General features: G+C 55.2%; 11 protein-coding genes. 1 reads left to right on the top strand and 10 read right to left on the bottom strand.

Going from position 1 to position 13,877, the window contains the following annotated elements:
• Positions 1-12: 12 nt before the first annotated feature.
• The 5 genes from EV102420_RS00940 to cysJ form a co-directional block, all read right to left on the bottom strand.
• Positions 13-468: a lysozyme inhibitor LprI family protein gene (locus EV102420_RS00940; protein ID WP_072015163.1), complete on the bottom strand. Its 456-nt coding sequence runs from the start codon at positions 466-468 to the stop codon at positions 13-15.
• Positions 465-1,373, bottom strand: coding sequence for a DUF8812 domain-containing protein (locus tag EV102420_RS00945; protein ID WP_042387836.1), 909 nt, complete (start codon positions 1,371-1,373; stop codon positions 465-467). The genes EV102420_RS00940 and EV102420_RS00945 overlap by 4 nt, the downstream gene beginning before the upstream one ends.
• Before the next feature lie 206 nt (positions 1,374-1,579).
• Positions 1,580-2,314: a phosphoadenosine phosphosulfate reductase gene (gene cysH, locus EV102420_RS00950; RefSeq protein ID WP_042387838.1), complete on the bottom strand. Its 735-nt coding sequence runs from the start codon at positions 2,312-2,314 to the stop codon at positions 1,580-1,582.
• Positions 2,315-2,411: 97 nt separating this feature from the next.
• Positions 2,412-4,124, bottom strand: coding sequence for an assimilatory sulfite reductase (NADPH) hemoprotein subunit (gene cysI / locus EV102420_RS00955; RefSeq protein WP_042387840.1), 1,713 nt, complete (start codon positions 4,122-4,124; stop codon positions 2,412-2,414).
• Entirely contained in the window at positions 4,124-5,935 is a 1,812-nt protein-coding gene (gene cysJ, locus EV102420_RS00960; RefSeq protein ID WP_042387842.1) for an NADPH-dependent assimilatory sulfite reductase flavoprotein subunit, read from the bottom strand. Before cysJ ends, cysI begins: the two co-directional genes overlap by 1 nt.
• Positions 5,936-6,240: 305 nt before the next feature.
• Here cysJ and queD point away from each other — a divergent pair, with 305 nt between their 5' ends.
• Positions 6,241-6,603: a 6-carboxytetrahydropterin synthase QueD gene (queD, locus tag EV102420_RS00965; protein ID WP_042387843.1), complete on the top strand. Its 363-nt coding sequence runs from the start codon at positions 6,241-6,243 to the stop codon at positions 6,601-6,603.
• 55 nt (positions 6,604-6,658) lie between these two features.
• Here queD and queE read toward each other — a convergent pair whose 3' ends face one another.
• The 5 genes from queE to relA form a co-directional block, all read right to left on the bottom strand.
• Positions 6,659-7,330: a 7-carboxy-7-deazaguanine synthase QueE gene (gene queE, locus EV102420_RS00970; RefSeq protein WP_042387845.1), complete on the bottom strand. Its 672-nt coding sequence runs from the start codon at positions 7,328-7,330 to the stop codon at positions 6,659-6,661.
• Positions 7,331-7,464: 134 nt separating this feature from the next.
• Positions 7,465-8,763, bottom strand: a complete 1,299-nt coding sequence (gene eno / locus EV102420_RS00975; protein WP_042387848.1) for a phosphopyruvate hydratase — start codon at positions 8,761-8,763, stop codon at positions 7,465-7,467.
• 77 nt (positions 8,764-8,840) lie between these two features.
• Complete coding sequence (pyrG, locus tag EV102420_RS00980; RefSeq protein ID WP_042387850.1) at positions 8,841-10,478, bottom strand: glutamine hydrolyzing CTP synthase; 1,638 nt, start codon at positions 10,476-10,478, stop codon at positions 8,841-8,843.
• Between the two features lie 226 nt (positions 10,479-10,704).
• On the bottom strand, positions 10,705-11,496 hold the full coding sequence (mazG, locus tag EV102420_RS00985; protein WP_042387852.1) for a nucleoside triphosphate pyrophosphohydrolase: 792 nt from the start codon (positions 11,494-11,496) through the stop codon (positions 10,705-10,707).
• Between the two features lie 107 nt (positions 11,497-11,603).
• Positions 11,604-13,841 (bottom strand): GTP diphosphokinase, encoded by a 2,238-nt coding sequence (relA, locus tag EV102420_RS00990; RefSeq protein ID WP_042387854.1) that lies wholly within the window; start codon positions 13,839-13,841, stop codon positions 11,604-11,606.
• Between the last annotated feature and the right edge of the window lie 36 nt (positions 13,842-13,877).

Genomic DNA, 13,877 nt, shown 5'->3' on the forward strand with positions numbered 1-13,877 from the left:
ACTTAACAGCAGTCACGAGGCGGGAAGGATACCCATCATTTTTATTTCTTCACCATGCCTTTTGTTGAGATTAATCTCACACTGATCAATGAATGCTTGATAATCGTAAGCGTCCTCATTAATCTCTGTCGCCACAGCCAAGCATAGCTCTTTTCTATACTGCTTCCATAGTTTTTGAGCATGTAAGAAACGTTGACTGTATACCTCTCCTGAGGTTTTTGTGGCGTCTTCTTTTCCATTAAACAAACCGACGTTATTATCTTTAATACCTTTATTTGTTTCTATAATGGTTTTTTCCAGTTGTGATTCGCTTTCAATTTTTTTCTGATGAAGGCAGCTTTCTTGCTGATTCGGATTAGCATGCTGAACAAAGCATGCTTTTGCCTCTGAGCCTTCATATAGTGCAGCGCTAGCCAGCACAGGAAAATGCAGCATGAAAGTAGCAATGATTAAAATTATCTTCTTCATCTCAAATACCTTAATCTCTGTCTATGCTCTTCAAATCTCATATAATATATATCATTTCTGATATAAGATCTTAATTCTTCTTTGCCAGCAATCGCTGCCTCAAAGAGACTTCGTGCGTTATGTACGCCCTGATAAAAAATATCAACAATGACATCTCTTATTCTTAAGTCAAGTTTTTCCCACAGCGGAGCATTTGGTATAGTATGTGATACTCTTTGATAAAGATTTCTCGCTTCTAACAGTTTTATTTTGTAAGCTATTTCAAACAATCGTACCTGTTGTAAATGAGTGATTTCGCCGACCAGTGGGCCATATGACTTTACGAAATCATGGGCTTGTCGTCCAACAAGCCCAACAGCTTTAGAGCAAATAACTCCCTTATATTCCTCGATTCTGGCTTGTCTGAAATGCGTCATTATTTCGCCAGCGCTACGGCTTTTCATATCGTAGCCACGTCCTATGGTGACACCGGATAAACCAGCAGGCCAGTGAAGGACTCGCGAGAAAAGTTTCAAGTTCTCAGGCTGGCGAAATGGTTCAGGTCCTCGCAAATAGTCTATTCCTTCAGCATCAAAAGTAATCTGACCTTCACGCACGTGCAGCGGGCCTGTATCACGAGGTCTCCAGTGTGGCGCTATGGCCTTACTGAACATAGAGAAAAACCAAACTTGCTGTGGGTGAACTAAGCCAGAGGAAGACATATTCAATAGTCGTTGATACCAGATAATCGCTGCATTAGTTTCCGGGTCACATTGACCTGTAGTACGAAGATGATGACCATGGATATGGTTGTAACCAGCATCAATCATCATTTTCTGTAGCGTTCTAACGTCTTCCGGTGCATTGACACCAAAGATACCGATAGAACCAGCGGGGTGAAATACACGGGGTGAATGGTAGGGCACGGTGTTTTGCTCCTCGTCTCGTAAATGATGAGAACCTTTAATTCATTGATTTAATGAATAAATAGTCTATTCTCACCGACTTTTTCCAATTCTACCGCCACCCCCACCCATGACCCTATCCTAAATTGCTTACTCCCCCACTCTCAGCGCAAAAACCAAAAAAAATGCCGACCCTAAAGTCAGCATTTTCCGTTCGGAGCGTTACATCACCCCTCGTGCAGTCCGCATTCGCGCTTGAGGCCGAAGAAGCGGGTCTCTTCCTCTGCCATGCCCGGCTCCCATTTGCGGGTGGTGTGCGTATCGCCCACCGAGAGGTAGCCCTGGTCCCACAGCGGGTGGTACTTCAACCCGTGCTTCTGCAGATACTGATAAACGGTACGGTTATCCCAGTCGATGATCGGCAGCACCTTAAACACCCCGCGCTGAACTGCCAGCACCGGTAGCGTGGCGCGGCTGCCGGACTGCTCCCGGCGCAGGCCAGCAAACCAGGTCTGCGCCTTCAGCTCTTTCAGGGCGCGGTTCATCGGCTCGACCTTATTGATCTCGTTGTACTTCTCAATGCCTTCCACGCCCTGCTCCCACAGCTTGCCGTAGCGCGCTTCCTGCCACGCCGGGCTCTGCTCCGCACGGTAGATCTTCAGGTTCAGCTTGAGCTTGTCTGCCAGCTCATCAATGAACTGGTAGGTCTCCGGGAACAGGTAGCCGGTATCGGTCAGGATCACCGGGATGTCCGGGCTGATCTGATTTACAAGATGCAGACTGACCGCCGCCTGGATACCAAAGCTTGAGGAGAGCACATACTCGCCGGGCAGATTTTCTAACGCCCAGACGACGCGCTCTTCCGCGCTCAGTTTTTCCAGCTGGCCGTTGGTCTCCGCCAAAGCCAGAATGCGTTCGACTTTTGGCAGATCGTTAAGGGCATTTAGATCGAGTATGGACATAAGAACCTCGTTTGCCTGTTACGCCGAGCGGCACTGCGTTTGCCCGACCTACGATTTTGTAGGCCCGGTAAGCAACGCGCCACCGGGCATGACCACATTACTCCCAGAAATCCCGCGCCGGATCCAGCACCGGACGGATGATCCCCGTCCGGACGGTGAAGTCGCCGAAGCCTTCGCCCGCTTCGCGCTCTTTCGACCAGCGGCCTACCAGCACGTCGATAGAGTCGAGGATCTCTGACTCGGTGATGTTCTCACGGTACATGCGCGGAATGCGCGTCCCCATCCGGTTGCCACCAAGGTGCAGGTTATAGCGCCCCGGCGCTTTACCCACGAGGCCCATCTCCGCCAGCAGCGCACGGCCACAACCGTTCGGGCAGCCGGTCACGCGCATCACAATATGATCGTCACCCACGCCGTGCTTCTCCATAATCGCTTCGACTTTGTCGACAAAGCTCGGCAGGAAACGCTCCGCTTCCGCCATCGCCAGCGGACAGGTCGGGAAGGCGACGCAGGCCATGGAGTTCTCGCGCTGCGGTTTCACCGCATCCATCAGACCGTGGGAACGCGCCAGCTTCTCAATCTTAGCCTTCTCGCTCTCCGGCACGCCCGCAACGATCAGGTTCTGGTTCGCGGTCAGGCGGAAATCGCCCTTGTGGATCTTCGCGATCTCCAGCAGGCCGGTCTTCAGCGGACGATCCGGGTAATCAAGGATACGGCCGTTTTCGATAAACAGCGTCAGGTGCCACTTGTTATCGATGCCCTTCACCCAGCCGATGCGATCCCCGCGGCCGGTGAACTCGTACGGACGAACCGGCTCGAATTTCATGCCCGCCCGGCGCTCGACTTCCGCTTTAAAGGTCTCAACGCCCACGCGCTCAAGGGTGTATTTGGTCTTGGCGTTTTTACGATCGGTACGGTTGCCCCAGTCGCGCTGGGTCGTCACGACCGCTTCTGCCACCGCCAGGGTGTGCTCCAGCGGCAGGAAGCCAAACTCGCTCGCGGTGCGGGCGTAGGTTTTCTTGTTACCATGCTCGATAGAGAGGCCGCCGCCCACCAGCAGGTTAAAGCCGATCAGCTTGCCGTTCTCGGCGATGGCGATAAAGTTCATGTCGTTGGCGTGCAGATCGACGTCGTTCTGCGGCGGGATCACCACCGTGGTTTTGAACTTACGCGGCAGATAGGTCTGCCCGAGGATCGGTTCTTCATCGGTGGTCGCCACCTTCTCCGCATCGTGCCAGATCTCAGCATAGGCGCGGGTGCGCGGCAGCAGATGCTCAGAGAGCTTCTTCGCCCACTCGTAGGCTTCCGCGTGCAGCTCCGACTCAATCGGGTTAGAGGTGCAGAGCACGTTACGGTTCATGTCGTTGGCGGTCGCCAGCGCGTCCAGGCCTACTTCATGCAGCATCTGGTGGGCAGGCTTAACGTTCTTCTTCAGAATACCGTGGTACTGGAAGGTCTGACGGTTGGTCAGACGAATGCTGCCGTAGATAGTCTTCTCTTCGGCAAACTTATCGATGGCCTGCCACTGCGCCGGGGTGATGATCCCACCCGGCAGACGGCAACGCAGCATCATGGCATGGCGCGGCTCCAGCTTCTGCTCGGCGCGTTCGGCACGAATATCACGGTCATCCTGCTGATACATACCGTGGAAGCGGATCAGCAGAAAGTTGTCACCTTTAAAACCGCCGGTAAGCCCGTCGTTCAGATCTTCCGCAATCGTACCGCGCAGGTAGTTGCTCTCACGTTTCATACGCTCGGCGTCGGTCAGTTTACCTTCGACCACCAGCGGACCTGGGTGTTTATCGCTCATTAGTAGACATCTCGCTGATAACGGCGCTCTACGCGCAGCTCACTTAAATATTCGTCAGCCGTTTCGGTATCCATGCCACCGAACTCGGCAATCACTTCCAGTAAAGCCTGCTCAACGTCGCGCGCCATACGCGTCGCGTCGCCGCAGACATAAATGTGCGCACCTTCGTTGATCCAGCGCCACAACTCTGCGCCCTGTTCGCGCAGCTTATCTTGTACGTATATTTTCTCTTTCTGGTCACGAGACCAGGCCAGATCGATGCGGTTCAGCACGCCCTCTTTGACGTAGCGCTGCCACTCCACCTGGTACAGGAAATCTTCGGTAAAGTGCGGGTTGCCAAAGATCAGCCAGTTTTTACCCGGTGCCTCGTCCGCCGCACGCTGCTGCATAAAGGCGCGGAACGGAGCGATACCGGTGCCAGGGCCGATCATGATCACCGGCGTCTCTGGGTTAGCAGGCAGGCGGAAGTTATCGTTATGCTCAATGAACACGCGGATCTCACCGTCCTCTTCGACGCGATCGGCAAGGAAGCCCGATGCACCGCCGGTGCGGGCACGGCCTTCAACGTCATAGCGCACCACGCCAACGGTGACGTGCACTTCGCTCTCGACTTCCGCCTGGGATGAGGCGATGGAGTAAAGACGCGGGGTCAGCGGACGCAGCAGGCTAATCAGCGCCTCGGCATCCAGCTGGGCGGCAGAGAAGCGCACCATGTCGACGATCGGCGTCGTCGCGGCGTAGTGCTGGAGTCGCGCCTTGTCGCCCACCATCGGCAGCAGGGTTTCACTGCGGCTCAGTTTGGCGTAGTTCTCAACGATGCTGGCAGTGTTGACCGTCAGCTCAAAATGCCATTCCAGCGCGTCAGAGAGCGGCAGCGTTTTGCCATCCACGGTGACCGGCTCGTCGCCTTTCAGCCACAGCAGCTCAATCAGCTCGCGCACCAGCGCTGGATCGTTCTGATACCACACGCCCAGCGCATCGCCCGGCTGGTAGCGCAGACCGGAGTCGCCCAGATCGATCTCGATATGGCGAACGTCTTTCTCGGAGTCACGACCGGTGATCTTCTGGTTCACGGCAAGCGTAGCGACCAGCGGCTCTTCTTTAGTATAGGGGCTGGAGAAGACCTCGTTGACCACGCCGGTAGCGGTCACTGCCGCCTGGGCCGGGCTTTCGGTGGGCACGCGGGCCTTGAGGATCTCAACGATGCGGGCCCGCCACTCGCTGGCCGCCGTCTGATACTCAACGTCGGCATCCACGCGATCCAGCAGGCGCTCGGCACCCAGCTCCGCCAGCTTGCTGTCAAAATCTTTACCGCACTGGCAGAAGAATTCGTAGGAGGTATCGCCCAGGCCAAACACGGCAAAGGCACTCCCGTTAAGCTTCGGCGCTTTTTTCGAGAACAGGAACTTATGCAGAGCGACCGCTTCTTCCGGTGGCTCCCCTTCACCCTGGGTCGAAGCAACCACAACCAGTAGTTTTTCATTGGCAATTTGTTTGAATTTATAGTCGCCAGCGTTGACCAGGTTGACGTTGAGCTTCGCCGCCAGCAGATCGTCACGCAGTGCTTCTGCGACGCGACGGGCGTTACCGGTTTGCGATGCGCTGAGCAGCGTGATCGTCGGCGTCTCTGCCGCCGGAGCCGGCGCTGCCGCCATCGCTGCTGCGCCAGGCTGCTGGTTAAGCACGCCCCAGAAATAGCCGGAAACCCAGGCGAGCTGGGTCGGTGTTAAATCAGTGGTGGCTGCCTGAAGGCGCGCCAGCTGCTCCGGGTTCAGCGGAAGCAAAGCGGAAGGTGGGGCCTGTGTCGTCATGCGTCGTTATGTTCCAGTAAGCAAAGCGAGTAAAAAAGCGTAAAAACAGAACAGAGTGTAAGGTTAACGGCGTGAATAATAACAATTAAAGAAGGGATGGAAATAACAAATAACTAAAAACGCTAACCGCTTTTAGTCATAGTTATTAACAGTAAAACAGGTTAATTAATCTATTGATTTAAAAAGGTAAAATGTGAATTTCATGACTATAGTGCAGGCTTTACCGCTTTTGCCTGTTTTAGTTAATGCCAAAAAAGGTCAATTCCGGTAGTATGCGGCGGTTTTTGCCTGTCTGAGAATTCATCATGTCTACCACGTTATTTAAAGATTTCATCTTCGAAGCCGCTCACCGTCTGCCACACGTGCCCGAAGGCCACAAATGCGGTCGCCTGCATGGCCACTCGTTTATGGTGCGCCTGGAAATTACCGGTGAAGTCGATCCCCATACGGGTTGGATCATGGACTTTTCCGAGCTAAAGGCGGCGTTTAAGCCGACCTACGACCGGCTGGATCACTACTATCTGAACGATATTCCCGGTCTGGAAAACCCAACCAGCGAAGTGCTGGCGAAGTGGATCTGGGAAGAGATGAAGCCGCTTGTGCCACTGCTGAGCGCAGTAACCATCAAAGAAACCTGTACGGCGGGTTGCGTCTATCGCGGAGAGTGAGAGGCGATCGTGTAGGCCCGGTAAGCGTTAGCGCCACCGGGCGTATCGGTCTATATCAGGCAATATTCAGATATTTATGCGTCTGCATCGACAGACGCCAGTTGCGCGCGATGCAGGTTTCAATGCACAGACGCGTCGCATCCTCTTTCTGGCTGATCGGCTGAAGCGCGATCACCCGCGGCTTATCGTCGTGCAGCGTTGCCAGCAGTTCATCCAGCGCCTCAACGTCACGCATCCGGCCAACCGGGTGCTTGATCTCATCCGCACGATCCAGCGCCTGCTGGAGGATGTCATACCCGCCACGCATATTCACCTTCGGTGAAACCGTCACCCAGGTGTTGGTCGAGGTGCGCACTTCATGGGTGCCGCTGGTTTCGATCTGGCAGCTAAAGCCGTTTTTCTCCAGCAGCATCGTCAGCGGGATCAGGTCGTGAATGCAGGGTTCGCCGCCGGTGATCACCACGTGGCGAGCGGTATAGCCCTGACGCTCAATGATGGCCAGCAGATCTTCACTGCTTGCCGGGCCCCACTTATCGCTCTCTTTGGTTTTCGCCAGCACGCTGTAGAGGGACACTTCTCGATCGGCGAGCTTATCCCAGGTGTGCTTGGTATCGCACCAGGCACAGCCTACCGGGCACCCCTGCAGACGGATAAAAATAGCGGGAACGCCGGTAAAGTAACCCTCACCTTGCAAGGTCTGGAACATCTCATTAATCGGGTACTGCATACTCATCTCTGTTTGGCTGTAAAAGGTAAGTATCGCAGATCCCTGCCCTCAGGTCATGTGCAGCAGCTGCGCTATTGCAGCAATAAAAAAACCCGCCGAAGCGGGTTTTCTATTAAGAGTGAAAAGTCAGGGGATTATGCCTGGCCTTTGATCTCTTTACGACCGTTGTACGGCGCTTGTTCACCCAGCGCTTCTTCGATACGAATCAGCTGGTTGTACTTAGCAACACGGTCAGAACGGCTCATGGAACCCGTTTTGATCTGGCCAGCAGCGGTGCCCACAGCCAGGTCAGCGATGGTTGCATCTTCAGTTTCGCCAGAGCGGTGAGAGATAACCGCGGTGTAGCCAGCGTCTTTCGCCATTTTGATCGCAGCCAGCGTTTCGGTCAGAGAACCGATCTGGTTGAATTTGATCAGGATGGAGTTAACGATGCCTTTCTCGATGCCTTCTTTCAGGATCTTGGTGTTGGTTACGAACAGATCGTCGCCAACCAGCTGGATTTTGTCGCCCAGCACTTTGGTCTGGTAAGCAAAGCCGGTCCAGTCAGACTCGTCCAGACCATCTTCGATGGAAACGATCGGATACTGTTTGGTCAGATCTTCCAGGAAGTGGGTGAACTCTTCAGAGGTGAACGCTTTGTTGCCTTCGCCAGCCAGAACGTATTTGCCATCTTTGTAGAACTCAGAGGCTGCACAGTCCATCGCCAGAGTGATGTCGGTACCCAGCTCGTAGCCCGCTGCTTTTACCGCTTCAGCGATAACAGCCAGTGCTTCGGCGTTGGAACCCAGGTTCGGCGCGTAGCCACCTTCGTCGCCCACAGCGGTGTTCATGCCTTTAGACTTCAGCACTTTCGCCAGGTTGTGGAACACTTCTGAACCCATACGTACGGCTTCTTTCAGGGATTTCGCGCCAACCGGCTGAATCATAAATTCCTGAATGTCTACGTTGTTGTCAGCGTGCTCGCCACCGTTGATGATGTTCATCATCGGAACCGGCATAGAGTATTTGCCCGGGGTGCCGTTCAGTTCAGCGATGTGCGCATACAGCGGCAGGCCTTTAGAGGCAGCAGCAGCTTTGGCGTTCGCCAGGGAAACAGCCAGAATTGCGTTAGCACCGAAGTTAGATTTGTTCTCAGTACCGTCGAGGTCGATCATGATCTGGTCGATGCCAGCCTGATCTTTAGCGTCTTTGCCAAGGATAGCCTGAGCGATTGGGCCGTTAACCGCGCCAACGGCTTTGGTCACGCCTTTACCCAGGAAACGAGATTTGTCGCCATCGCGCAGTTCCAGCGCTTCGCGGGAACCAGTAGAAGCACCTGACGGGGCAGCAGCCATACCGACGAAACCACCTTCCAGGTGTACTTCGGCTTCAACAGTCGGGTTACCACGGGAGTCGATGATTTCACGACCGATGACTTTAACGATTTTGGACATTAGGATTTCCTCAGTACAAGTTAATTAAAACTCCAGACAAACAGTGCATCCCTAAGGATGCACTGTCGCTCTAACTCTTACTTCGCCTGACGCTTCTGGTAGTCGCTGGCGGCTTTCACAAAGCCTGAGAACAGCGGATGCCCGTCGCGCGGCGTTGAAGTAAATTCCGGGTGGAACTGACAGGCAACAAACCACGGATGGTTTGGCACCTCGATGATCTCGACCAACTGATCATCGCCGGAACGGCCTGCAACACGCAGACCCGCAGCTTCAATTTGTTTCAACAGCATGTTGTTAACTTCATAGCGGTGACGATGACGTTCAACGATAGTCGACGAACCGTACATCTGACGCACCAGGCTATCGTCATCAAGCTGGCACTGCTGCGCACCAAGACGCATTGTGCCGCCCAGGTCGCTCTTCTCAGAGCGCACTTCGACGTTGCCCTCTTCGTCACGCCATTCGGTAATGAGAGCCACAACCGGGAACTTACAGTCTGGCACAAATTCCGTTGAGTTAGCGTTGTCCATCCCCGCCACGTTGCGCGCAAACTCGATCAGCGCAACCTGCATACCCAGGCAGATGCCCAGATAAGGAATATTGTGTTCACGCGCATAGCGCGCGGTGGCGATCTTACCTTCTACGCCACGGTAGCCGAAGCCACCAGGGATCAGGATAGCATCCAGATCCTTCAAGATTTCTACACCACGTGTTTCAACATCTTGCGAATCGATCAATTTGATGTTGACGGTAACACGATTTTTCAGGCCGCCATGCTTCAGCGCTTCAATCACCGACTTGTAGGCATCCGGCAGCTCAATGTACTTGCCGACCATACCGATGGTGACTTCACCTGACGGATTCGCTTCTTCATAGATAACCTGTTCCCATTCGCTCAGGTTAGCGTCCGGGCAGTTCAAGCTGAATCGTTTACAAATATAATCGTCCAGCCCCTGTGATTTCAACAGGCCTGGAATTTTATAAATCGAATCGACGTCTTTCATTGAAATAACGGCCTTTTCCGGCACGTTACAGAACAATGCAATTTTCGCACGCTCGTTGGCAGGTACGGTACGATCGGAACGGCAAACGAGGATATCTGGCTGAATACCGATAGAGAGCAGCTCTTTTACAGAGTGCTGGGTAGGCTTGGTTTTCACTTCACCCGCTGCCGCCATGTACGGCACCAGAGTGAGGTGCATAAACAGCGCGTGTTCACGGCCGATATCCACCGCCAGCTGGCGAATGGCTTCAAGGAACGGCAGGGATTCGATATCACCCACGGTACCGCCGATCTCAACCAGCACCACGTCGTGACCTTCGCCACCGGCAATGATGCGCTCTTTAATGGCGTTGGTAATGTGCGGAATAACCTGAACGGTTGCGCCCAGATAGTCGCCACGGCGCTCTTTGCGCAGTACGTCGGAATAGATACGGCCAGTAGTGAAGTTGTTGCGGCGCGTCATCTTAGTACGAATGAAACGCTCGTAGTGGCCCAGATCCAGGTCGGTTTCAGCGCCGTCTTCCGTAACGAACACTTCCCCGTGCTGGATTGGACTCATGGTACCCGGATCGACGTTGATGTACGGATCCAGTTTCATCATGGTCACGTTAAGGCCACGGGCTTCAAGAATGGCTGCGAGGGAGGCGGCTGCAATGCCTTTACCCAGAGAGGATACAACCCCGCCGGTCACAAAAATATAGTTCGTTGTCATGCTGAACCTGAGAAGTTAGGTTTAAAAGACGATGGAATAACCAGGACGGGAAAGTAGTATACCGGAACTAGGCAGTCGCCACAAACTTTCATTATCCCTCCTCTTCTCATCTTCAGCTCACAACGGGGAGAGAGAAAATAGCTCGTTTGCGGCAAATGTTTTTGACGCAAATCAAGCGCTTGTTATTTAAAAAATCCCACTTTTCGCGCTTGATTCACAAAATTCGTTAGAGATCAGATTCCTGGCGCTTTACCTCCTGCCAGACTTCTTCCATGGTGTTGAGATCAACGCCAGTCATTGTCAGACCACGGGCGGCGACAATTCGCTCAACTTCCCGGAAGCGGCGCTCAAATTTGAGGTTCGCTTTTTGCAGCGCGGTTTCGGCTTTTACCCCTAAATGACGGGAGAGATTGACGGTGGCGAACAGCAGATCGCCCACTTCCTCTTCCAGTTTGGCCTGATCCACGACCGCCTGTTTTGCCTCGTGCATCACCTCGTCGATCTCCTCATGCACCTTATCCAGCACCGGGCCGAGAGAGTCCCAATCAAAGCCCACCGCCGAGCAGCGTTTCTGGATCTTATGGGCACGCATCAGCGCGGGAAAAGCGTGGGGAATATCGTCCAGCGCCGAGTGCTGCGCTTTTTCAGCCCGCTCGCTGGTTTTGATCTCTTCCCAGCGCGCCAGTACTTCGCTGCTGCTGCTGGCGGTCGCATCGGCAAAGATATGCGGATGGCGGCGTTCAAGCTTGTCGCTGATGGCCGCGCAGATGTCGTTGAAGTCAAAACGCCCCTGCTCCTGCGCCATCTGGGCATAAAACACCACCTGGAACAGCAGATCCCCTAGCTCGCCGCGCAGATCGTCAAGATCGTTGCGGGCGATGGCGTCGAGCACCTCATAGGTCTCTTCCAGCGTATAGGGGGCGATGGTGGCGAAGGTCTGCTCTTTATCCCACGGGCAGCCGGTTTCCGGGTCGCGCAGGCGCTGCATGATGTCCAGCAAGCGATTGATTTGATTCATACGATTTCCTGAATAGAACGCCGGGTGGCGCTAACGCTTACCCGGCCTACGGTAGAGCGAATCCCCGGCGAGCAACGCGCCGCCGGGGAAAATAGCAGAGTATGCGGTTAACCGCCGTGCAGACGACGGGCGTCAATCACGTCTGGCACCTGGTTGAGCTTGCCGAGCACGCGTCCCAGCACCTGCAGGTTATAGATCTCGATATTCATATCAATGGTAGCCAGCTGCTGCCGGGTATCGCTCCGGCTGGCTACGCCAAGCACGTTCACCTTCTCGTTGGCGAGGATCGTGGTGATGTCGCGCAGCAGGCCGCTGCGATCGTTGGCGGTGACGCGCACCACCAGCGAGTAGCCTGCCGAGTAGCTCTCGCCCCATACCGCATCGACAATGCGCTCCGGCGCGTGGGATTGCAGATCCGTCAGCTGGTCGCAGTCGGCGCGGTGGATAGAGATCCCACGCCCCTGGGTGATAAAGCCGACGATCTCATCCCCCGGAATGGGCTGGCAGCAGCGGGCAATGTGGTGCATCAGGTTACCGACGCCCTCAACCACCACCCGGCCATCGTCTTTGCCGTTGCGCCCCTGCGGCGCATAGGATTTCTGCTGCAGCTGCTTCAGCGCGGCGGCATCCTGCTCTTCGGCGCTGGGCTTGTTAAAGTGCGACTGCAGGAAGTTCACCATCTGATTAAGGCGAATATCGCCCCCGCCGATGGCCGCCAGCAGCTCCTCCATTTCATTGAAGTTGTAGCGCGGCAGCAGGAGCTTCTCCGCCTCTTTCAGGCTGATGCCCAGGTGCGCGAGCTCATCGTCAAGGATCTGGCGACCGGCAAGGATATTCTTGTCACGATCCTGCTTGCGGAACCAGGCGTGGATCTTCGAGCGTCCGCGGCTGGTGGTGACATAGCCAAGGTTCGGGTTCAGCCAGTCGCGGCTCGGGTTCGGCTGCTTCTGGGTGATGATCTCAATCTGATCGCCCATCTGTAGCTGATAGGTAAAGGGCACGATACGCCCGCTGATCTTCGCCCCGATGCAGCGGTGGCCGACGTCGCTGTGAATATGGTAGGCGAAATCGAGCGGCGTCGAGCCGGCGGGCAGATCCACGACGTCGCCTTTCGGGGTAAAGACGTAGACGCGATCGTCAAAGACCTGGCTGCGCACCTCGTCGAGCATTTCGCCGGAGTCCGCCATCTCCTCCTGCCAGGCAATCAGCTTCCGCAGCCAGGCGATACGATCCTCGTGGCTGTTGTGGGCGCTGGTCGCCGTGGTGCCCTCTTTGTATTTCCAGTGCGCGGCAACGCCCAGCTCCGCATCCTCATGCATCTGTTTGGTGCGGATCTGGATCTCAACGGTTTTGCCGCCCGGCCCCAGCACCACGGTGTGGATCGACTGATAGCCATTCGGCTTCGGGTTGGCTACGTAGTCGTCGAACTCATCCGGCAGGTGACGATGGTGGGTATGGACAATCCCCAGCGCGGCGTAGCAGTCCTGCAGGCGCTCGGCGACGATACGCACCGCCCGCACGTCAAACAGCTCGTCAAAGGTGAGATGCTTTTTCTGCATTTTGCGCCAGATGCTGTAGATGTGCTTAGGCCGACCATAGACTTCGGCCTTCACCCCCTCGCGCTTCATTTCAGCGCGCAGGTGACCGACGAACTCATCAATATAGCGTTCACGATCGATGCGCCGCTCGTGCAGCAGCTTGGCGATACGCTTGTACTCGTCCGGGTGCAGATAGCGGAAGCAGTAGTCTTCCAGCTCCCACTTCAGCTGGCCGATGCCCAACCGGTTTGCCAGCGGGGCGTAGATGTTGGTGCACTCTTTGGCGGCCAGCACGCGTTCGTCTTCCGGAGCGTCCTTCACTTCGCGCAGGTGTGCGACACGCTCGGCGAGCTTGATAACCACGCAGCGGAAATCATCCACCATGGCCAGCAGCATGCGGCGAACGTTATCGACCTGTTCAGAGGAGACGGCGTCGGTATGCGTGGCCTTGAGCTGGCGGATCGCCGCCATATCACGTACGCCATAGATCAGCGCTACTACGGACTTGCTCACGCTTTCGCGCAGCACCGCTTCGCTCACCACCTCGGCATCTGCCAGCGGGAAGAGCAGCGCAGCCTGCAAGGTGTCGAGATCCATACTGAGCATGGAGAGGATTTCCACCATCTCGACGCCGCGCCACAGCAGCAGCTCGGCGTCAGGGTGGCCCTGAGTATGTTGCAGGCAGTACGCCCAGGTTTCGGCTAAGCGCTCACACGACGGCTGACTGGAGATGCCCAGACTTGCGATCCATTTTTTCGAATCGAATTCACCCGCTCGATTAAGATGTGCACTTCTTACCGCAACCATTGTCCTCTCCTTTCAGGGACGAAGCCTGCCGAATTC

The sequence above is a fragment of the Pseudescherichia vulneris NBRC 102420 genome (assembly GCF_000759795.1).
GTDB classification, from domain to species: Bacteria; Pseudomonadota; Gammaproteobacteria; order Enterobacterales; family Enterobacteriaceae; genus Pseudescherichia; species Pseudescherichia vulneris.

Excerpts from the sequence above, each read along its gene's own strand:
- EV102420_RS00940 (WP_072015163.1), bottom strand. The coding sequence starts at position 468 with ATGAAGAAGATAATTTTAATCATTGCTACTTTCATGCTGCATTTTCCT.
- eno (WP_042387848.1), bottom strand. The coding sequence starts at position 8,763 with ATGTCCAAAATCGTTAAAGTCATCGGTCGTGAAATCATCGACTCCCGT.
- cysJ (WP_042387842.1), bottom strand. The coding sequence starts at position 5,935 with ATGACGACACAGGCCCCACCTTCCGCTTTGCTTCCGCTGAACCCGGAG.
- mazG (WP_042387852.1), bottom strand. The coding sequence starts at position 11,496 with ATGAATCAAATCAATCGCTTGCTGGACATCATGCAGCGCCTGCGCGAC.
- relA (WP_042387854.1), bottom strand. The coding sequence starts at position 13,841 with ATGGTTGCGGTAAGAAGTGCACATCTTAATCGAGCGGGTGAATTCGAT.
- queE (WP_042387845.1), bottom strand. The coding sequence starts at position 7,330 with ATGCAGTACCCGATTAATGAGATGTTCCAGACCTTGCAAGGTGAGGGT.
- cysI (WP_042387840.1), bottom strand. The coding sequence starts at position 4,124 with ATGAGCGATAAACACCCAGGTCCGCTGGTGGTCGAAGGTAAACTGACC.
- pyrG (WP_042387850.1), bottom strand. The coding sequence starts at position 10,478 with ATGACAACGAACTATATTTTTGTGACCGGCGGGGTTGTATCCTCTCTG.
- queD (WP_042387843.1), top strand. The coding sequence starts at position 6,241 with ATGTCTACCACGTTATTTAAAGATTTCATCTTCGAAGCCGCTCACCGT.
- cysH (WP_042387838.1), bottom strand. The coding sequence starts at position 2,314 with ATGTCCATACTCGATCTAAATGCCCTTAACGATCTGCCAAAAGTCGAA.